The organism is Pseudomonas sp. REB1044 (genome assembly GCF_038813925.1).
GTDB classification, from domain to species: Bacteria; Pseudomonadota; Gammaproteobacteria; order Pseudomonadales; family Pseudomonadaceae; genus Aquipseudomonas; species Aquipseudomonas boreofloridensis.
Window position 1 is genome coordinate 2,822,726 of sequence record NZ_CP046139.1, and the last position, 20,237, is coordinate 2,842,962.

Annotated in this window: 17 protein-coding genes and 2 pseudogenes; 10 read left to right on the forward strand and 9 right to left on the reverse strand. The window is 66.9% G+C overall.

Annotated features, from left to right (window positions below):
• The first annotated feature begins 48 nt into the window (after window positions 1–48).
• From GKC70_RS12800 to GKC70_RS12825, 6 genes are all read left to right on the forward strand, one after another.
• Window positions 49–480 carry a hypothetical protein gene (locus GKC70_RS12800; RefSeq protein WP_342648856.1) on the forward strand — a complete coding sequence of 144 codons (432 nt, stop codon included), beginning with the start codon at window positions 49–51 and terminating at the stop codon, window positions 478–480.
• A gap of 187 nt (window positions 481–667) precedes the next feature.
• Window positions 668–1,894 (forward strand): MFS transporter, encoded by a 1,227-nt coding sequence (locus GKC70_RS12805; RefSeq protein ID WP_295485269.1) that lies wholly within the window; start codon window positions 668–670, stop codon window positions 1,892–1,894.
• A 144-nt stretch (window positions 1,895–2,038) separates the two neighbouring features.
• Entirely contained in the window at window positions 2,039–2,764 is a 726-nt protein-coding gene (locus tag GKC70_RS12810; protein ID WP_342648857.1) for a helix-turn-helix transcriptional regulator, read from the forward strand.
• Window positions 2,765–2,868: 104 nt separating this feature from the next.
• On the forward strand, window positions 2,869–4,314 hold the full coding sequence (locus tag GKC70_RS12815; RefSeq protein ID WP_342648858.1) for a TolC family protein: 1,446 nt from the start codon (window positions 2,869–2,871) through the stop codon (window positions 4,312–4,314).
• A complete protein-coding gene (locus GKC70_RS12820; protein ID WP_317870686.1) occupies window positions 4,311–5,453 on the forward strand; it encodes an HlyD family secretion protein in 1,143 nt (380 codons plus the stop codon). The genes GKC70_RS12815 and GKC70_RS12820 overlap by 4 nt, the downstream gene beginning before the upstream one ends.
• Window positions 5,443–6,957 carry a DHA2 family efflux MFS transporter permease subunit gene (locus tag GKC70_RS12825; protein WP_342648859.1) on the forward strand — a complete coding sequence of 505 codons (1,515 nt, stop codon included), beginning with the start codon at window positions 5,443–5,445 and terminating at the stop codon, window positions 6,955–6,957. The genes GKC70_RS12820 and GKC70_RS12825 overlap by 11 nt, the downstream gene beginning before the upstream one ends.
• Before the next feature lie 101 nt (window positions 6,958–7,058).
• On the opposite strand, the gene GKC70_RS12830 is transcribed toward GKC70_RS12825, so the two are convergent.
• Genes GKC70_RS12830 through GKC70_RS12845 form a run of 4 tightly spaced genes read right to left on the reverse strand, consistent with a single transcriptional unit; the run spans window position 7,059 to window position 9,694 of the window.
• Window positions 7,059–8,141 (reverse strand): DUF1615 domain-containing protein, encoded by a 1,083-nt coding sequence (locus tag GKC70_RS12830; protein ID WP_342651516.1) that lies wholly within the window; start codon window positions 8,139–8,141, stop codon window positions 7,059–7,061.
• Complete coding sequence (locus tag GKC70_RS12835; RefSeq protein WP_342648860.1) at window positions 8,138–8,689, reverse strand: hydrolase; 552 nt, start codon at window positions 8,687–8,689, stop codon at window positions 8,138–8,140. The genes GKC70_RS12830 and GKC70_RS12835 overlap by 4 nt, the downstream gene beginning before the upstream one ends.
• A 60-nt stretch (window positions 8,690–8,749) precedes the next feature.
• On the reverse strand, window positions 8,750–9,469 hold the full coding sequence (locus GKC70_RS12840) for an alpha/beta fold hydrolase (RefSeq protein WP_039577466.1): 720 nt from the start codon (window positions 9,467–9,469) through the stop codon (window positions 8,750–8,752).
• A gap of 3 nt (window positions 9,470–9,472) precedes the next feature.
• A complete protein-coding gene (locus GKC70_RS12845; RefSeq protein ID WP_029614377.1) occupies window positions 9,473–9,694 on the reverse strand; it encodes an MbtH family protein in 222 nt (73 codons plus the stop codon).
• A gap of 201 nt (window positions 9,695–9,895) precedes the next feature.
• On the opposite strand from GKC70_RS12845, the gene GKC70_RS12850 reads away from it, so the two are divergent.
• Both GKC70_RS12850 and GKC70_RS12855 read left to right on the forward strand, forming a co-directional pair.
• Window positions 9,896–10,750, forward strand: a complete 855-nt coding sequence (locus tag GKC70_RS12850) for an EcsC family protein (protein WP_052192026.1) — start codon at window positions 9,896–9,898, stop codon at window positions 10,748–10,750.
• Between the two features lie 47 nt (window positions 10,751–10,797).
• Window positions 10,798–12,063: a D-amino acid dehydrogenase gene (locus GKC70_RS12855; RefSeq protein ID WP_317870689.1), complete on the forward strand. Its 1,266-nt coding sequence runs from the start codon at window positions 10,798–10,800 to the stop codon at window positions 12,061–12,063.
• Window positions 12,064–12,066: 3 nt separating this feature from the next.
• Here the strand turns inward: GKC70_RS12855 and GKC70_RS12860 are convergent, their stop codons facing one another.
• The 5 genes and pseudogenes from GKC70_RS12860 to GKC70_RS12880 form a co-directional block, all read right to left on the reverse strand.
• Entirely contained in the window at window positions 12,067–12,822 is a 756-nt protein-coding gene (locus GKC70_RS12860) for an ABC transporter permease (RefSeq protein WP_116888118.1), read from the reverse strand.
• Complete coding sequence (locus GKC70_RS12865; RefSeq protein ID WP_342648861.1) at window positions 12,822–14,027, reverse strand: ABC transporter substrate-binding protein; 1,206 nt, start codon at window positions 14,025–14,027, stop codon at window positions 12,822–12,824. The genes GKC70_RS12860 and GKC70_RS12865 overlap by 1 nt, the downstream gene beginning before the upstream one ends.
• Entirely contained in the window at window positions 14,014–14,835 is an 822-nt protein-coding gene (locus tag GKC70_RS12870; protein ID WP_342648862.1) for an ABC transporter ATP-binding protein, read from the reverse strand. The genes GKC70_RS12865 and GKC70_RS12870 overlap by 14 nt, the downstream gene beginning before the upstream one ends.
• Window positions 14,832–15,895 (reverse strand): annotated as a pseudogene (locus GKC70_RS12875) (acyl-CoA dehydrogenase family protein). Before GKC70_RS12875 ends, GKC70_RS12870 begins: the two are co-directional and overlap by 4 nt.
• A 45-nt stretch (window positions 15,896–15,940) precedes the next feature.
• The gene (locus tag GKC70_RS12880; RefSeq protein WP_029614370.1) at window positions 15,941–16,501 is read right to left on the reverse strand and encodes a carboxymuconolactone decarboxylase family protein; all 561 of its coding nucleotides are present in this window, start codon (window positions 16,499–16,501) and stop codon (window positions 15,941–15,943) included.
• Window positions 16,502–16,602: 101 nt separating this feature from the next.
• Between GKC70_RS12880 and GKC70_RS12885 the strand changes: the two genes are divergently transcribed.
• Complete coding sequence (locus GKC70_RS12885; protein ID WP_317870694.1) at window positions 16,603–17,517, forward strand: AraC family transcriptional regulator; 915 nt, start codon at window positions 16,603–16,605, stop codon at window positions 17,515–17,517.
• A gap of 218 nt (window positions 17,518–17,735) precedes the next feature.
• Window positions 17,736–20,152 (forward strand): annotated as a pseudogene (locus GKC70_RS12890) (glucose/quinate/shikimate family membrane-bound PQQ-dependent dehydrogenase).
• The last annotated feature ends 85 nt before the right edge of the window (window positions 20,153–20,237 follow it).

The window sequence follows — 20,237 nt, forward strand, 5'->3', positions numbered from 1 at the left end:
TCGAGACGAGCCACTGGGTCCCTTGCCATTGACAGGAGTATGTCTGCATTGAAACTCAAGGATACGAGAGGCACTATCAAGGTCACGGCATCTCTACATAACGGCGATGTCTGGGGGCAAAACGAGGGCGCCGGTTTGTTCGGTAATGAAATCACTCGTTTGCTGTGCAACGGCGTTCATGACGAAGTTATCGATGTCCGAATTACCCTCACTACATTGACTGGAATGACCGTCGAACTTGCCATCCCCAACGTGGAGCACGGCAGGGCTTCATTCAAAGTGCTGCACATCGATCAGCCGACTCCCCAGTGGCCGGCCATGACCTGCGAACCCGCCATGCCTCCAAGACAACTCACGGTCAGGTCGAATCCCGCAGTTCATGCCACCGTCTGCTGCGACCCTCTATCCTTGGCATCACCCACATGCGGCAGAACCTTGCACAAGGGTTGGCGTATCCTGGCCAAAGTCCTCACCCACTGAACGCCTCGTGTCGGCCGACGCCTGTCGTCTCAACGCGCTGAAGCGCGGCACGCACCATCGATCTGACTGATGATCACTATCGAACGGCCTGCTTATGGAGCAGGCCGCAGGCCCTCCTATAATCGCCTTCCATTTTTCCCCTGCCTCACTCGCCTGCCCCAGGCGACCTCTTCTTGGAATCTGTATCATGCCAAGCCCGAACCCGGCCCATCAGGGCCGTCCCGAACATGCGCAACAAAGCCTGCTCCAGCAATGGCTGGCGATCCTCTCGGTGGCCGTCGGCGCCTTTGCCCTGGTGACCAGCGAATTCCTCCCGGTCGGTGTGCTCAACGATGTCGCCGCCGACCTGGGTATCAGCGCCGGTCACGCCGGGCTGATGGTCACCCTGCCCGGCATCATGGCTGCCCTCGCTGCGCCGCTGCTGTCGGTGAGCATCGGCGCGCTGGATCGCCGCTACCTGCTGGTAGGCCTGACGTTCAACATGATCGTGGCCAACGCCGTGGTGGCCTACGCCAGCGACTTCAACCTGCTGCTGCTCGGCCGCGTGCTGCTGGGCATCAGCATCGGCGGCTTCTGGGCCACCGCCATCGCCTTGAGCGGGCGCCTGGCGCCACGGGGCGTCGGCGTCGGCCAGGCGAACTCGATCATCATGGCCGGCGTGACCCTCGCCACCGTGCTGGGGGTGCCGGTGGGCACCTGGCTCAGCGGCCTGATGGGCTGGCGCATGACTTTCCTGGTCACAGCGCTGGTGGGCGTGCCGGTGCTGCTGGCCCAGGTGTTCCTGCTGCCACGGCTGACCCCGGAAAAGGCCATTCGGGTCAGCGACCTGCCGGCTCTGTTCCTCAATCCGTTGGCGCGGGTGGGCCTGATCGCCGTGCTGCTGATCGGCCTGGCACATTTCGCCGCCTACACCTACGTCGCGCCGTTCTTCAAGGAACGCGCCGGCTTCGACGGGCCGACCATCGGCTCGCTGCTGCTGCTGTACGGCGTGGCCGGGGTGATCGGCAACCTGTTCGCCGGCTATGCCGCCAGCCGCAGCGTGCGCTACACCCTGCTGCTGGTTGCCCTGCTGATCGGCACCAGTACCGCGCTGTTCCCCGCCTTTGCCACCAGTCTGACCGGTGCGCTGATGCTGATTGCCTTGTGGGGGTTCGCCTTCGGCGCGTTTCCAGCCTGCGCCAACATCTGGATGTTCGTGGTCGCGCCCAAGGACGTGGAGCGCGGCATGCCGCTGTTCGTGGCGATGTTCCAGGTCATCATCGCCCTGGGTTCGTTCTTCGGTGGGCGCATCGTCGATCAGTTCGGCAGCCCGATGCTGCTGAGCCTGGCCACGGCTCTGGTCGGCTGCGGCTTCGTCACCGTGCTGGTGCTTGGGCGCCACGTGAGCAACAGCGCTGCCACGCAGCCTGCTTGAACGGCCTGGATCACGCAATAATTCACCCTTCTGAGCGCTAGGGACGGCACACAGAGGCGATTGATCTCAAATCCACACCACTCTTAGCAAGCCATGCGCGCTGCGCCCACGTATGATTGGATCCAATAAATTGGAGCCTCGTGCATGCAAGCCTTGGAGATGGACTATCGATCTGGCGAACACATCGCCAGCCACTGTCACGCCGAAGATCAACTGATCTACGCCGCCTGCGGCGTGATGCGCGTGAGCAGTGAACGCGGCAACTGGGTGATTCCCGGCGGCCACGCCTTGTGGGTGCCGGCTGGGGTCAGCCACGCCCTGCACATGCAAGGTGCGGTGTGCCTGCGCACGCTGCTGCTCGACGGCCAGGCCGAGCGCTGCCAACTGATCGTGGTGTCGGGGCTGCTACGCGAGCTGATCCTCGCCGCTTCGCGCATGCTCGGCGCGCAGGAAGGCGAACATGTGCGGGCGCTGATCCGCCGTGAACTGGCCCATGCCCGCCGCGTCGAAGGGTTCGTGGCGATGCCCGAGCATGCCCGTCTGCGCGCCTGGTGCGAGCGCTTCCTCGAAGAGCCTTCCCAGGAACTGAGCCTCGAGGCTTGTGGCGCGCAGTTGAACATGAGCGCCCGTAACGTGGCGCGGCTGTTTCAGCGCGAGTTGGGCATGTCCTGCGGCGAATGGCGCGCGCGGGCGCGGGTCATGCTCAGTCAGCAGCACCTGGCCGCTGGCAGGCCGATCCTGGCCGTGGCGCTGGAGCATGGCTATCAGAGCGCCAGCGCCTTTTCCGCCATGTTCAAACGCATTCTCGGGCATGCACCCAGCGACTGGCAGCTCGGCGTGCTGGGTGGTGCGCAGGCGCAGGATCGCTGAGCCTCAGGTTGTCCGTACTGCGCGCGGGCTTGTCCCGTTGGCGACAGCACCCTGGGGGTCGGGCTCCTTAAGCTTGCAGCACGACCTTTCGAGCGACCGATGCGATGTTTCCACCTTTTCCCTTGCGCCACCCTGCCCGCTGCGGGCTGACCCTTGGCGCGCTCGTCCTGCTCGCCGCCTGCGCCGGGCCACCTGCGCCGCAAGACCCGCCTGCCGTGATACCGGACGGGCCATTGCGTGATCTGCCAGCCGGTGTTGAGCAACGCCCGTTGCCCGAACGCTGGTGGGCGCTGTTCGACGATGCGCAGCTCAACCGCTGGGTCGAGCAGGCCCTGGCGCACAACCAGGACCTGGCCCAGGCCGAAGCCAACGTCCAGGCCCTGCTGGCCGGCATCGGCGAAATCGACTCAAGACGCTGGCCGTCGACCGAGCTGACCCTGGGCGCCACCTACGGCAAGCGCAGCGACGAGCAGACCCTGGCCGAGGTCAACGACCGCCACGCGCCGAGCCAGTGGCAGTTCAGCCCCGGCATCGAACTGGCTTACCAGCTCGACCTGTGGGGCCAAGTGCAGGCCAGCCTGCAACGGGCACGCGCCCAGGCCCAGGCCGGCCGCGCCGCCCTCGAACAGGTGCGCTTGCAAGTGGCCACCCAGACGACCCGCGCCTACCTCGACCACTGCGTGGCCAGCGCCAGCCTGGTCCAGGCCCGGCAGTCCCTGGACTCGCTCGAACGCAGCGTGCGCCTGAGCGAGCGCCAAGTGCAGGCCGGCGTGACCACCCAACTGGACAGCGAACGACTGCTGGGCCTGCGCGAGCAGGTGCGCGCGCGCATGCCGATGCTCGAAGCCCGGCAGCAGATCGCCCGCTTCGAGCTGGCCTTGCTCAGCGGCCAGGCCAATGCCCGCCCGCTCGATCGCTGCACGGTCATTCCCACGCTGTCCGCACCCTTGCCCGTGGGCGATGGCTGGCACCTGCTGCAACGTCGCCCCGACGTGCGTCAGGCCGAGCGCGAACTGCACGCTGCCAGGCTGCAGATCGACATCGCCCAGGCCGACCTGTATCCGCAGGTGAGCTTCGGCGCCGCATTCACCGCCGCCGACTCACACCTGCACCGGCTCGGCAGCAGCCGCGCCATGACCTTCGCCATCGGCCCGCTGATCAGTTGGCAGTTTCCCAACCTCAAGGCCAACCGCGCCCGCCTCGACAAGGCCTGGGCGCTGGCCGACGGCCAAGTGGCGCACTACCGCAGCGTGGCGTTGGCCGCCCTCAAGGACGTGCGTGAGGCGCTGGCCCGCTACGACGGCGAACGACGCCACGTGCAGGGCCTGGATGCGGCGCTGCAGCACAGCCAGCGCGGCTACGCCCTGGCTGACGCCGGTTACCGCGCCGGCAGCCTGGACGGCCTCGCCCTGCTCGACAGCGAACGCGAGTTGATCACCCTGCGCGCCACGCGAGTGCTGGCGCGCGGTCGCCTGGCCCAGGCCCAGGTCAACCTGTTCCGCGCCCTTGGCGGGCGCTGGCAAACCACCGAAATGGACGTGCGACCATGAACACTGCCGTAACCCCTGACGATGCGCTTGCCACCGCCCATGCCAAGCGTCAGGCCGCCCGTCGCCGCCTGTTCTGGGCCGGCGCGGCCGGCCTGGCGGGCCTCGCCGTGCTGGCCTACGGTGGCCACTGGTGGAGCACCGGGCGTTATCTGGAAACCACCGACGATGCCTACGTGCGCGCCGACTGGGTGGCCCTGAGCCCACGGGTGGCCGGCTATGTGGCCGAGGTGATGGTCGAAGACGACCAGCCGGTGCACGCCGGCGACGTGCTGGTCAAGCTGCGCAGCGACGATTACCGCGCCCGTCTCGACCAGGCGCAGGCGGCGGTGACGCAAGCGCAGGCCGCGCTGAACGTCGCCAAGGCCAGACAGCAGATCGCCGCCGAGGGCATCCATCAGCAGCGCGAGGCGATCCTCAAGGCCGAGGCCACGCAACGCAGTGCCGCCGCCGAACGTCGCCGCAGTGCGTTGGACCTCACGCGCTATCGTGGCTTGGTGCGCGACCACGCCGCGACCGCCCAGCGCCTGGAAAGCGCCCGTGCCAGTGCGGACCAGGCCGAGGCCAACTGGCAAGGCGCGCAGGCGGCGTGGCGCGAGGCGCGCTCGACCCTGGCCATGGTCCAGGCGCGCGCCACCGAGGCGGGCGCAGTGCTCGAGCAGCAGCAGGCGGCGCTGGTCCAGGCCCAGGCGCGGCAGACGCTGGCCGAGCAGGACGCGCAGGACACGCTGATCCGCGCGCCCATCGCCGGGGTGGTCGGCCAGCGCCGCGTGCGTGCCGGTCAATACGTGGTGCCGGGCCAACCGCTGTTGGCAGTGGTGCCGGTGCAGCAGGCCTACGTGGTGGCCAACTACAAGGAAACCCAATTGGCGCGTATGCGCCCCGGACAACCGGTGCAGATCCGCGTCGACAGCTTTTCCGAGGCGCGCCTGCACGGCCGGGTCGCCAGCTTCTCGCCGGCCTCGGGCAATGTCTTCGCCCTGCTGCCGTCGGACAACGCCACCGGCAACTTCACCAAGATCGTCCAGCGCTTTCCCGTGCGTATCCTGCTCGACAACCCCGCCGAGGGCATCACCCTGTTGCCCGGCATGTCGGTGCTGACCAGCGTCGACACCCGCGCGGAGCCTGGCGATGAGCACTGAACGCACGGTCTCGCTGCGCGCCTGGGTGGCGGTACTGGGCGGGCTGCTGGGCTGCTTCATGGCTGGGATGAACGTGCACGTCACCAGCGCGGCGCTGCCGGAAATCCGCGGCTCGCTGGGCGCCAGCTTCGAGGAAGGCTCGTGGATCTCCACGGCCTACCTGGTGGCGGAAATCGTCATGATTCCGCTGACCGCCTGGCTGGTGGAGGTATTTTCCCTGCGCCGGGTGATGTGGACCGGCTCGTTCATTTTCCTGCTGGCCTCGGTAGCCTGCTCCTGGGCGCCGAACCTGGAGGCGATGATTCTCCTGCGCGTGATCCAGGGCGCCGCGGGGGCGGTGCTGATTCCGCTGTCGTTCCAGTTGATCATCACCGAGCTGCCGCCCAGCCGCATGCCCATGGGCATGGCGCTGTTCAGCCTGGCCAACAGCGTGGCCCAGGCCGCCGGCCCGTCGCTGGGCGGCTGGCTGACAGACGCCTACTCGTGGCGCTGGATCTTCTACCTGCAACTGATTCCCGGGGTGGCACTGCTGGCAGCCATCACCTGGTCCATCGACGCCCGTGCGCTGCGCCTGGAACTGCTGCGCAAGGGCGACTGGCTGGGCATCGCGGCGATGGTGCTGGGCCTGGGCGGGCTGCAGATCGTGCTGGAGGAAGGTGGTCGTCTGGACTGGTTTAGTTCCTCCTACATCCTCGGTATGAGCCTGATGGCGGGTATCGCCCTGGTGGTGTTCGTGCTCAGCCAGCTACTGGGCACGCGCGCCTTCATTAACCTGCGGTTGCTGGGGCACTACAACTTCGGCGTGGCCAGCGTGGCGATGTTCATCTTCGGCGCGGCCACCTTCGGGCTGGTGTTCCTGGTGCCCAACTATCTGTCGCAGTTGCAGGGCTTCAGCGCCCGCGACGTGGGCGTGGCGCTGATCGCCTATGGCCTGGTGCAACTGCTGCTGGCGCCGCTGATGCCCAGGCTGATGCAGTGGACCAGCGCCAAGTTCATGGTCGCCAGCGGGTTTCTGATCATGGCGCTGGGCTGCTGGCTGGGTGCGAGCCTCACGGCCGACAGCGCCGACAACGTGATCATACCCTCGACTGTGGTGCGCGGCATTGGCCAGCCGTTCATCATGGTCGCGCTGTCGGTGCTGGCGGTCGCCGGGCTGGACAAACGCGAGGCGGGCTCGGCTTCGGCGGTGTTCTCCATGCTGCGCAACCTCGGCGGCGCCATTGGCACGGCGGTGCTGACGCAGATCGTCGCCACCCGCGAGCGGGTGCACAGCGAGCGTATTCATGAGCATGTGACGGTGTTTTCCGCAGGCGTACAAGAGCGGATCGGCCAGCAGACCTGGCTGGCCCATCCGCAGCAGATGCTTGAAATGCTGGCGACGACGGTCCGTCGCGAGGCCTATCTGATGGCCTACAGTGACGCGTTCTTCCTGGCGTGCCTGGCGCTCACCGGCTGCGCGCTGGCTTCGCTGCTGCTGCGCGGTAGACGGGCGGGGAGCGCCTGAAAGGTTGCGATCAGGGCTCAACGTTCAGCGCCCTGCGTTGCTCGTACCCATCAAGCCCGCTCATGGATCACACGCGTAGAAGGCCAAGTCCGCCCCTGCCCTCAGCGCTGCAAACAGCGCTGGTAGCGCCCATCCACCCGTTCGGCGAACCATGCGGTGGTCAGCGTGCGGGTGATCTTCGGGCTCTGCAGTACGATCCCAGGCAACACCGCGCGCGGCAGCGGCTTACCGGCCTGGGCATCGGCCAGGGCGAACACGCCGCGATACAGCGCGCTGTCTTCCAGCGCCAGGCTGTTTTCCAGCGCCAACTGGCTGCGGATCTGCGGATTGCGCAACCCCAGCTTCGTGCCGAGGCGGCGTGCGGCGCGCTCCGTGGTGCCCGGCAGCAACGCGCCCGGGGCGATCAAGTCGCCGTCCAGCGCCAGCGCAGTGCCCGTCACCCGGCTCAGCGCCGCCTGAAACGCCGCGTTGCGGCTGGCATACCAGCCGGCGTTGTAGTCGGCGAAGCGATACAGCGGCCGCTCGTAGTGGGCCGGGTAGCCCAGCAGGTGGGCGATGCCGAAGTACAGGCCGCCACGGCGGGTGAACACCTCCTGACGCAGGCTGCCCTCGTGCGCATAGGGGTAGTCCCGGGCATGGCGTTGGGCGAAATCGACGCTGACCTGCATCGGCCCGCCGGTGCGCACCGGGTTGAAACCGCCGAGCAGCGACTCGCCCAACGGCAGGCCGGCGAGGAAGTCGTCGAACAGGGCGCTGAGCTGCCCTTCGCTGCGCACTGCCTGCAAGCGTTGCTGGTAGGTCTGGCCATTAGCCGAACGGGTATTGAGCGCACCGTCGACCAGCAGACCGGGAATGTGCAAGCGTGCGGCGCGGCGGTCGATTTCCTCACGGGCGATGCGCCCCAGGTTCGGCACCTGCGGATCGGCGCTGAATGTCGACTCCTGCTCGGTCACCGCCAGCACCGCGCACAGGTTGCTGCGGCTGGGCTCCAGGCGCTGGGCAGCGAAAGCCACCTGGATATCCTCGGCCCAGCCCTGGCGGTCCTTGAGCGTGGTGGGCAACAAACGCAGAAGCTCGGCCCGCACCTGGGCCGGGTCGGCGCTCGGCGCCTGCTCCCGACGCCCGGCGCAGCCCTGGAGCACGGCCAGCAGCAGTACCGCGCTGGCCAACCACACGCGGTTCAGGAGCGCTCTCCCACCAGGTAGGTTTTGCTGATATGACGGAACAGCGGATGACTGGCACTGCCCAGCAGCTCGAACAGCACCATCTCGCCGGTGACGATCTGCGCCCCAGCATCGCGCATGCGCGCCAGACCCGCCGCCTTGCTCGCCGGCGTGCGGCTGTCGCAGACATCCTCGACCACGAACACCTGCTTGCCCAGCGCCAACAGGCCCAAGACGGTCTGCAGCACGCAGACGTGGGTTTCCATGCCACAGACGATGACCTGCTCGCGGGCCAGCAGGCTTGGCGGCAGGCAGTCGCCAGCCACGCACGAAAAATGCAACTTCTCTACCACCTCGGCCTGGGGAGAGGCAGCCTTGAGCTCGCCCAGAGTCGGGCCGAGGCCCTTGGGGTACTGCTCGGAGATGACGGTCGGCACATCGAGCTCAGCGCTGGCGGCCAGCAGCCAGCGGGCGCGCTCACGCATGCCCTGCGGGTCGCTCATGGCGCCGATCAGGCGTTCCTGGATATCGACCACGAGCAGCGTGGCCTGGCGGGGATCGATGAGCATGGGGACGGCCCTTGTCCTGAAGAAAGCCCCCAGCCTCCCGCAGGACAAGGGCCGCGTCAATCACGCTGTCAGGCGATGGGGCTCCAAGGCTGCGGTCAGCGTGGCCAGCACGCGGTCCTCATGCTCATGGATAAAGAAGTGCCCACCGGGGAATCGCTCCAGCGAGAACTCGCCCAGGCTTTCCCGGCTCCAGGCCAGCAGTTGCTCCTCGGTGGCGCGGTCGTCCGTGCCGCCGAGCACGTGCAGCGGGCAACGCAGCGGCGCGCGCTGGCGGTAGGCGTAGCGTCCGCACAGCAGGAAATCGGCCCTGAGCACCGGCAAGGTCAGGCTCATCAGCTCCTGGTTGGCCAGCACGTCTTCGGGCGTGCCTTGCAGCTCACGCAGTTCGTCGATCAGCTCGGCGTCGCTTCTGGGCTCGCGCCAGTTGGCGCCGTCATAGCCTTCGCGGCGCGTGGGCGCGGCCGTGCCGCAGGCGAACAGCGCCACCGGTGGCGGACAACCCAGGGCTTGCAGTTCATGGGCCAGCTCGAAGGCCAGCAGCGCACCGAGGCTATGGCCGAGCAACGCATAGGGCGTGCTGGCGGCCAGGCGCTGCTCGTTGGCCAGTTGTCGGGCCAGGCCCTGCATGTCGGTGTGCAAAGGCTCGGCCAGTCGCGCACCGCGCCCCGGCAGCTCGACCGGACGCACCTGCAGCCAGGCCGGCAGCTTGCGCCGCCAGCGGCTGTAGACCATGGCGCTGGCACCGGAGTACGGCAGGCACAGCAGGTTGAGTGCGCTCACCGCTTACTGCGCCGCCGCTTCGGCCATCTTCTGGCGCAAGCTCAGCGGACGCATGTCGGTCCACACCTCGTCGATGTAGGCCAGGCACTCTTTTTTCAGCCCGCTCTTGCCCACGGCGTGCCAGCCGGCGGGAATCGCCTTGTAGTCCGGCCAGATCGAGTACTGCTCCTCATGGTTCATCACAACCTGGAACACGATGTCGTCGCGGTCGAATACGGAAGTCATTGGCAATCTCCTTGGGATGATGGTGGCCCGGTCCTTCTGGACCCAGGGCAGCTCTGAGGGTAACGAAAGCCGCGCGCAGAAAATTATGCCGTGTTGACCGCCACGGTCTGCGGCAAAAATAATCCATCTGTCCGCTGCGGGTGAAATCAGCGCCACGCGAAGGTCAGAAGACTATCCCGCCGACCTAATGCCCGACACGCCCTGGAGACTCTGGTGCCTATCCAAGACCACCCCGAAGACTACAACGACCTCAAGCGCGCCGTCGCCCTGCTCGAGTCGCCTTCGCTCACCGCCAAGCTCTCGGCCTTGATCGGCTCGCCCATCGAAGGCGCGGTCAAGGCCCTGCCCGGCCCGGTGGCCAAGCGCATCAACGGCGCGGTCAAGGCTGCGCTGCACACGTCGGCCGAGGCGGCGCTGTGGAGCCTGGACAACCGTCCGCACACGGCCGCCTCGACACGCCTGCATAAATTCTACGCCGCCACCTGCGGCGCGCTCGGCGGCGCTTTCGGTGCCCCGGCGCTGTTCGTCGAACTGCCGGTGTCCACCACCTTGATGATGCGCGCCGTCGCGGACGTGGCGCGCAGCGAAGGCTTCGACCTGAGCGAGCTGAGCACCAAGCAGGCGTGCATCGAAGTGTTCGCCTTGGGCGGTCCCAGCGACAGCGACGACGCCGCCGAAACCGGCTACTACCTGACCCGCAGTTTCACCAGCCGCACCTTGCAGCATGTGTCCCGCGAGTTGGCTGAAATCGCCGCCCGCCAGGGCGCCTCGGCGGTCAAGAACCTCAATCCGGCGCAGGCCGGCAAGTGGCTGGCGCTGCTGATCGAGAAAGTCGCCACGCGCTTCGGGGTGACCATTTCCAGCAAGTTCGCCGCCCAGGCCGTGCCGGTCATCGGCGCGGTGACCGGGGCAACGATCAATACCCTGTTCACCCGTTTCTACCAGGACATGGCGCGCGGCCATTTCATCGTCAAGCGACTGGAGGCGCGCTACGGGTTCGATGAGGTCAGGGCGGCGTATACCGCGTTGAGTCAGAGCCGACCACGCACCCATTGAGATTCCCGGCCATACTTGGGAGCGGATCACGGATCAGGGGGCATGGCATGCACGTCGTGGTAGTGGGCGCAGGCGTCATTGGCCTGTCGAGCGCGCTGTACCTGGCGCGGGCCGGGCTCGAGGTCACGCTGGTCGAGCGTAACCAGGACGTGGCGCTGGAAACCAGCTTCGCCAATGGCGGGCAGTTGAGCTACAACAACGTCGCGCCTCTGGCCGACCCGTCGGTGCTGGGCCACCTGCCCCACTGGCTGTTGTCGCGCGAAGCCCCCCTGCACCTGCGCCCGCGCCTGGACCCTCGGCAGTGGCGTTGGTGCCTAGCGTTCCTGCGAGCGTGCCGGGCATCGCGGGTCGAGCAGACCTTCGGCGAAATGCTCAGCCTGTCGTTGCGCAGCCAGACGCTGATGACGGAGCTGCTGCAGCACATCCCCATCGACTTCGACCTGCGCCACAGCGGCAAGCTGATCATCCATCGCAGCGCCGCCTCATTGAGCGCTGCCGCGAGACTGCTCGAACGTCAGCAGGCAGCCGGCGCCCGTCACCAGGTGCTCAGCGCGAGTGAGTGCACCGTACTGGAGCCGGCATTGGCCGCGGTGGCTGAACGTCTGGCGGGCGGGATCTTCACGCCAGGGGATGCGGTCGGTAACTGCCGTCTGTTCTGCGAGGGTGTGAAACGGCAATTACAGGGGATGCGCAACGTGCGTTTGCACTTGGGTGAAGCGGTCAGCGGCTTCGAGCGGCGCGGTTCGCGGCTTGCCGCATTGAGGTTGGGCGAGGATCGCCTGCCGGCCGATGGTTTCGTGATCGCCTGCGGTATCGCCAGCGTCCCGTTGGTCAAGCCGCTGGGCATCGACCTGCCGCTCTACCCCCTGCGCGGTTACACCTTGAGCGTGCAGCCGAACGAGAACCTCAGCCTGCCGAAAATCAGCATCACCGATGCCAGCCGCAAGATCCTCTACGCGCCGCTTGGGGATTCGTTGCGCATCGCTGCGATGGTGGATCTGGGCGCACGCACAGCGCACGCCCCCGAGCGCCGCATCGCCCTGCTCAAGCGGCAGGTCGGCGAAGTGTTTCCCGCCCTGGACTTGCGCCAGATCCAAGCCTGGGCGGGCCTGCGCCCGGCCACTGCGCTGGGCAAGCCGATCATCGACCGGGCGCCGGGCCTGGACAACCTGTGGCTCAATGTCGGTCACGGCCCACTGGGTTTCACCCTGGCCTGCGCCAGCGGCGAGGGCCTCGCTCGACTGATCGTCCAGACGCAGCCGCCAGTGGACCTGGCGCCTTTCAGCCTGGCGGCCCATGGCGCGGGCAACTGACGCTCAGGCATGCACCCAGCGCCGATGCAGTCCACGCGCCAGGGCGTCGAGCAAAAAGCCCAGCGCACCGATCAACAGCACCATCGCCATCAGTTCCGAATAGGCCAGGCGGTCGCGGGTGTCGAGGATGAAATAGCCCAGCCCGGCGCTGACGCCAAGCATCTCGCACGGCACCAGCACGATCCACAGGATGCCGATGGCCAAGCGCACGCCCGTCAGCACATGGCCGATCACGCCGGGGACGATCACCTTGCACAGGGTTTCCCAGCGCGTGGCGCTGAGGCTGCGCGACAGCTGCAGCCAACGCGGGTCGAGCTGACGCACCCCCGCCGCCGTATTGAGCAGGATCGGCCATAGCGCGGCAAAGGCCAGCAAGAAGTAGATCGGTTGATCGCCCACGCCCATCAGCATCACCACCACCGGCATCCACGACAGCGGCGAGATCATGCGCAGGAACTGGAAGGCCGGCGTGGTCGCCGCCTCCAGGTGCCGGTAGCTGCCCACCAGCAGCCCCAGCGGCACGCCGATCAATAACGCCAGCAGCAGGCCGATGAGGATGCGCTTGAGGCTCACCCAGATGTGCCCGTAGACCTCCCCGTGCGCCAGCAACTCGGCAAGGCTGGCCAAGGTGGCCTGGGGTGAGAAACGCGCCGACAAACCATCGGCCTCGCCGAACACCCGCACCCCGGCCCACCACAACAGCAACAACGCCACCAGTCCGGCCAGGCCCAGGGCAGCATGGATCACAGGCTTGCGCATCAGTCCGCGAACTCCTCGCTGCGCTCGAAGCTGTCGGCAATGCCGAACACCGAGGGCCCGCCCACTGCGGCGATGGCGTTGCGCACGAAGCGTTCGTCGACCAGGTCACGGGCCGTCTGCGCAGGATCGAGCGCTGCGAGGAAATCGCTCTGGCCCTCGATCAGGGTGTTTTTCAGGCGCTTGACCAGTTCCTCGGTGTAGCTGGGGAACGGGTACGGCTGGAAGTCGATGCGTCGTTCATCCCACTGCGCATGGCGAATGGCGCCGCTGGCCAGGTAGGCGGCGCGGTCCGCTGCCGAGGGCGCCAGGACCTTGGTCAGCACGGCCGGTTCGTGCGGGGTGTAATTGTTCGGGCCGGCCTTGGACAGCAGCGCAGCCGCCTCGGCGCGGTGCTCGCGGGTCCACTGCTGGGCCTTGACGATGGCGTTAACCACTTTCTGCGACCACTCGGGACGATTGTTCAGGTCGTGCTCGTGCATGAACACCACGCAGCAGGCGTGGTTGCGCCAGACATCGCCGGTGAAGCGCTGCACACGCCCGACCTTGTGGTTCTCGGCCAGGGCGTTGAACGGTTCGGCAACGATGTAGCCGGCGATGCGCTTGCTGGCCAGGGCCGGTGGCATGTCCGACGGCGGCAGCACCAGCAGGTTCACTTCGTTGGCCGCCAACCCCGCAGTGGCCGGTTTGGAGACGGCGGTAAGGCCGCTGTCGGCGAGCATCTGCTGCAGCACCACGTTGTGGATCGAGTACCAGAACGGAATCGCCACGGTCTTGCCGCCCAGTTGCTCCATGTCGGTGATGTCCGGTGCCACGGTCAGGCCCGAGCCGCCGACATGGTTCCAGGCCACCACCTTGGCTGGCACCTTGCTGCCGTAGCGCGCCCACACGGTCATCGGCGACAGCAGGTGAATCACGTTGACCTGCCCGGAGATGAACGCCTCGATCACCTGCGCCCAACTGCGCAGCAACACCGGACGCTCGGCCTTGATGCCCTCGGCCTCGAACAGGCCGTTGTTGTGTGCCACCAGCAGCGGCGTGGCGTCGGTGATCGGCAAATAGCCGATGCGCACCGGCGCATCCGGCTCGGCGGCAGCGCGCGCCTGCAGGCTCGCCAGCATCGGCAGGGCGCCGGCGGCAGTGAGCATGGCGCTGAGCTTGATGAAATCGCGACGTGAAGAGGAAGAGCAGCAATCATCCATGCACATGAACGGACTCCGACGACAGGGGTGAGGAAGGATGTGAGGTGGGGCGGCTTGCCTGCCGTAGGGTTTTCAGTATGTCGATGCGCAGCGCGCCCAGTTCCTCGATCCGCTGTGCACGCGGCTGCGGCAGGTCGATGTGCCATTGGCCCAAGGTGCGCGCCGGGTGATTGCCCAATAGCAGCACGCGGTCCGACAGCAGCAGCGCTTCGTCGATGTCGTGGGTGATCAGCACCGCCGCGGTATTGTGCGTGGCGATCAATTGCAGCAGCAGTTGCTGCATGTCGGCGCGGGTGACTTCGTCGAGCGCCCCGAAGGGTTCGTCGAGCAGCAGCACTTCGGGCTGACGCGCCAGGCAGCGGGCCAACGCAGTGCGCTGGGCCATGCCGCCGGAGAGTTGCGCCGGGTACTGGTTGCGCGCATGGCTCAGGCCCACCGCCTCGATGGCATGGTCGATCCGCGCCCGGCGCTGATCAGCGGCCAGCTTCGGTTGGCGGGCGAAATCCAGGCCAAAGGCGACGTTCTTCTCCAAGCTCAGCCAGGGCAGCAGGCTCGGGTCCTGAAAGGCCACGGCCAGGCGCGGGTGCGGTCCTTGCAGCGGCTGGCCATGCAGCGACACGCTGCCGCCGCCAGGCTGCTGCAGCCCCGCCAGCACCCGCAGCAGACTGGACTTGCCAACGCCGCTTGGCCCCAGGATGGTCACCACCTCGCCAGGCGCCAGGCGCAGGTCGAAATGTTCCAGCACCGCGTGCCAGCCGCCGTCGCGCGGGTAGCCCAGGCTGATGGCGCGGGCTTCGAGCAGCACGTCGGTCATACACTGGCCGCCTGGCGCTGCAGCTCGGCGCGCAGTTGCACCAGGCTCGGGGTGACGATCGGCACGAACGCCGACTCGCGCCAGCGGCGGGCGAAGCCTTCGCCATAGGCGGTCAGGTAAGCCTTGCCGCCGCTGGCCTGCAGCTCCATCTGCACAGCATCGGCGGCGCTTTCGGCCAAGGTGATGCGCAGTTTGAACAGCGCCGCGGGCTGGGCCAGGAAACGCCCATCGAGCAGGCCTTGCTTGAGCTCGCCGACGGTATTTTCCAGGCGCTCGCGCAGCACCTGCTCGGCCTCGGCGAGGAACGAGCCACGCCCTGCAAGTGCTCGCGCACCTCATCCAGAGCACGTCGCGCCAGGCCGATGGACATGCCGCATTGCAGCGCCAAGAACGCCGGGCGCACGCGCGGCAGGAACTCGCGGGCGTTGTCGTGCAGCAGCCAACTGCGGTCCAGTTGCACTTGATGGAACGCCAGCGCAGCCGTGCTGCTCGATTGCAGGCCCATCAGTTGCAGGTCGTCGGAGCGCTCCAGGCCCACGCTGGCGGAGGGAATGGCCATGACGAAGGGTGCCTGGCCCTGCTCGGCCTCGATTGCGGCGGCCACCACGAAACCGCTCTGGCGCAGGTTGGTGACCCAGTGCAGGCGGCCCTCGAGAATCCAGCCATCGGCCTGGGCACGCGCCTGCACTTGTAGGGCCTCGATGCCCGAGAGGAACTTCATGGCGTTGGACAAGCCGGTGGCACCGGCCAATTCACCGCTCAGCAGGTCGGCCAGCAGACGCTCGCGCAGCGCCTCGTTGGGGCTGTGTGACAGGTATTCGATGAAGGCGCGTTGCCCCCAGCAGACGAACGCCGAGGCCAGCGAACGGCTGGCGATGGCGGCGATGGCCTCCACCGCATCAGTGACGTCGCCACCGCTGCCGCCCAGCGCCGGCGCGATGCCGACGCGCAGCACCTGCGATTCGGCGATGTGCGCCAGGACCCGGTGCGGGTCGCACTGGCCCTGGTCGATTGCCTCGGCATTGGCATCCAGCCAGTGACGAAATGCAGTATCAAGCATGTCCCTACTCCTTTGATCACGCCGGGTGCCGGCAACGGGCGCGGATTACGCCTCGGGCTGCCAGCGGTATTGGCTCAGTTGGTCGTTGAGCGGCGTTTGGGCGAACACATTAGCAAAGTTACACAGCGTCGCCAGGCTCACGCCCAAGATGACTTCCAGCGCGTTGCCCTCGGTGAAGCCGGCGTCGCGCAGAGCCTGGTAGGTGGCGTCGCTGACATTGCCACGGGTGGCGATCACTTCGCGGGTGAATGCGGCCAAGGTTTCGTAGCGCGCATCGGGCAGTTCGCCACGCGCGCGCAGGGCATCGACCACGGCTGGGGGCAGCTTGGCCTTGTTCAGGGCCACGGCGGTATGGCCGGCCACGCAGAAATCGCAGCCGTGATTGGTCGCGGCGATCAACTGCACCACTTCACGCTCGGCCAAGGTCAGCTCGGACTTGCCATTGAGTGCCGACACGGTCACATAGGTTTCCAGTGCCGCCGGGGCGTTGGCCAGGATGCCCAGCAGGTTGGGGATGAAGCCGGAATTCTTCTGCGCGCTCTCGAGGAACGGGCGCGCCGCTTCCGGGGCGCTCTGCAGAGTGTGTAGAGTAATGCGCGAGGACATGGACGGGTCTCCTTTGACAGTGTCCCTACAGTCTGTTGGTTATAAGAAGCCGCATCCATATTCATCAGTCGCCTTTCCTTGCTCCTGAGTCTTTGCATTAGATGATTTCGTCTTGCCATCTCGTCGATTGGTTATTAGAGGGTCTGGAGTTCGATGCCAGCCTGTTCCACGTGGGCCGTTACTGCGGCGGCTGGCACGCCAGCACGCAGGGGATGGGCCGCGCCAGCTTCCACCTGGTGGTCCAGGGGCATTGCTGGCTGCACCTGGACGGCCAGCCCGAGCCGCTGCGCCTGGACAGCGGCGATGCGGTGTTCCTGCTGCGCGACTTGCCCTACCGGCTGTCCAGCGACGCCGATGCGCACGACGCCTGCGCCCAGCCGCGACGCAGCATGCAGCCCCTGGACCTGGAGGCCGGCGACGGTGTGGGCCTGGTGTGCGGCTTCTTCCAGTTCCAGTCCGGGCTGTCGTCGCTGATCGTCGAGGGGCTGGCCGACTGGATCGTGCTGCGCGCCGAAGACCCTGCCGGCAGTGCCGCGCGGGCGCTGTTCGAGTTGATCCTGCAAGAGTGCCGACGGGTACCCGCGCCGTCGCAGACCTTGCTCGAACGCCTCACTCACCTGTTGTTCCTCTACGTGCTGCGCCAGCATGGCCAAGGTGCAGACTCGCTGGGTGGCCTGATCGCCCTCGCCCGCCAGCCGGCCTTCGCCGGACTGCTCGAACGCCTGATCGATGCGCCGGGCCAGCCCTGGACCCTGGAAAGCATGGCGGCCTGCGCCGGTCTGTCGCGCTCGGCCTTTTTCAAGCGTTTCAACGAACTGGCCGGACAGTCGCCAGGCCAAGTGCTGCTGGCGCTGCGCATGCGCCATGCCTGCCAGTTGCTGCGCGCGGGCAATACCGTGGAACAGGTCGGCGCGCAGGCCGGCTATCAGTCGGTGGCGGCCTTTACCCGAGCCTTCGCCAAGGCGGTCGGGGTGCAACCGGGTGCCTATCGAAAGCAGCATGAACTCAAAGGTTGAATAGCCGCAGCGATGGATCAGCGCCTCGACTTTGGTCGAATCCTGCTGATGAGGCATTTACCCCTATTTCGCCTCTTTTAGCGACTCGATGTCGACACACGCTCTCAAATGACGCCTACCAGCCCTGCGACAATCCGTCACAAAGCAAAATGTACCAACTTGTTAATTAGCTTGCTAAGGGCTTAGACTTCGCACATTCCACCTGCGAGATCCCTGGCATGAACAACTCACCCCGCGCTTGCGGCGCATCAACCTTCATCCTCCTAGGACTGGGCGTGATCATCGCCCTGCTCGGCCTGTTGCTGGCCGCCGGCGGCATCAAGCTGGCCGGCCTGGGCGGTTCCTGGTACTTCCTGATCGGCGGCGCGGCCATGACCCTGTCCGGGCTGCTGATCGCCCGCCGCAAGACTGCGGGCGCCTGGCTGTACGCGGCGTTCCTGATCGGCACCCTGATCTGGGCACTGGCTGACGTCGGCCTGGTGTTCTGGCCGCTGTTCTCGCGTCTGTTCATGTTCGCCGTGATCGGCGTCGTGGTGGCGCTGATCTACCCGCTGCTGGTGAGCGCCGCTGGCGCCCGCGCCGGCCGTGGCGCGTTCGGCGTGGCGGCGGTGCTGGCGGTGGCGGTGGTCATCGCTGCCGGCAACATGTTCGTCGCTCACCCCAGTGTCGCCCCCACCGGTAACGGTCCGGGCCTGACCGCCGTCAAGCCAGGCACCGAGCAGAAAGACTGGGCGCACTATGGCAACACCGAAGGCGGCAGCCGCTTCGCAGCGCTGGACCAGATCAACCGCAGCAACGTCGACCAGCTCAAGGTCGCCTGGACCTACCACACCGGTGACGTGGCCGTGAGCGACGGCAACGGCGCCGAAGACCAGCTCACCCCGCTGCAGGTCGGCGACAAGGTGTTCATCTGCACCCCGCACAACAACCTGATCGCGCTGGATGCCGACACCGGCAAACAGCTGTGGAAGAACGAAATCAACGCCCAGTCCAAAGTCTGGCAGCGTTGCCGTGGCATGGCCTACTTCGACGCCACCGTGCCGACCGCCCAACCGAGCCAGCCCAACAGCACGCCGGTCACTGTCGCCAGCGTACCGGCAGGCGCCAACTGCCAGCGCCGCCTGCTGACCAACACCATCGACGGCCGCCTGATTGCGGTGGATGCCGACACCGGCGCCTTCTGCCAGGGCTTCGGCAACAACGGCCAAGTGGACCTCAAGGCCGGCCTGGGCGACGTGCCGGACTCCTACTATCAGCTGTCTTCGGCCCCCCTGATGGCCGGCACCACCGTGGTGGTCGGCGGCCGCGTGGCCGACAACGTCCAGACCGACATGCCCGGCGGCGTGATCCGTGGCTTCGACGTGATCAGCGGGCAGATGCGCTGGGCCTTCGACCCGGGCAACCCACAAGACCGCCAGGCCCCGGCCGACGGCAGCACCTACGTGCGCAGCACGCCCAACAGTTGGGCGCCGATGTCCTACGACCCGGCGATGAACACCGTGTTCCTGCCGATGGGTTCCTCGTCCACCGACATCTACGGCGTAGAACGCAGCAAGCTCGACCACACCTACGGCGCCTCGGTGCTGGCCCTGGACGCCACCACGGGCAACGAGAAGTGGGTGTACCAGACCGTGCACAACGACCTCTGGGACTTCGACCTGCCGATGCAGCCCAGCCTGATCGACTTCACCAAGCCCGACGGCAGCACCGTACCCGCCGTGGTGATCGGCACCAAGGCCGGGCAGATCTACGTGCTCGACCGCGCCACTGGCAAACCGCTGACCCAGGTCGACGAAGTACCGGTCAAGCCGAGCAACATCCCCAACGAGCCGTACTCGCCGACCCAGCCTAAATCGGTCGGCATGCCGCAGATCGGCGCGCAGACCCTCACCGAGTCGGACATGTGGGGGCCACCCCGTATGACCAACTGCTGTGCCGCATCGACTTCAAGAAGATGCGCTACGACGGCCTGTACACCGCGCCAGGCACCGACCTGTCGCTGAGCTTCCCCGGTTCGCTGGGCGGCATGAACTGGGGCAGCCTGTCCACCGACCCGGTGCACGGTTTCATCTTCGTCAACGACATGCGCCTGGGCCTGTGGATCCAGATGATCCCGTCGCAGAACAAAGGCCAGGCCACCTCCGGCGGCGAAGCACTGAACACCGGCATGGGCGCGGTGCCGCTCAAGGGCACGCCGTATGCGGTGAACAAGAACCGCTTCCTGTCGGTGGCCGGCATTCCCTGCCAGGCACCGCCCTACGGCACCCTCACCGCCATCGACATGAAGACCCAGAAGATCGCCTGGCAGGTGCCGGTGGGCACCGTCGAGGACACCGGCCCCCTGGGTATCCGCATGCACCTGCCGATCAAGATCGGCCTGCCGACCCTGGGCGGCACCCTGTCCACCCAGGGCGGGCTGGTGTTCATCGCCGGCACCCAGGACTTCTACCTGCGCGCCTACGACAGCAGCAATGGCGCGGAAATCTGGAAGGCGCGTCTGCCGATCGGCAGCCAGGGCGGGCCGATGACCTACGTTTCGCCCAAGACCGGCAAGCAGTACGTGGTGATCACCGCCGGTGGGGCGCGGCAGTCCACTGACCGTGGCGACTACGTGATTTCCTACGCCTTGCCTTGAAACCGCGGCGCCTGTTTCGCGGGTGAGCCCGCACCTGCAGTCGCGCAACGGCTGTAGGTGTGGGTTTATCCGCAAACAGGCCCTG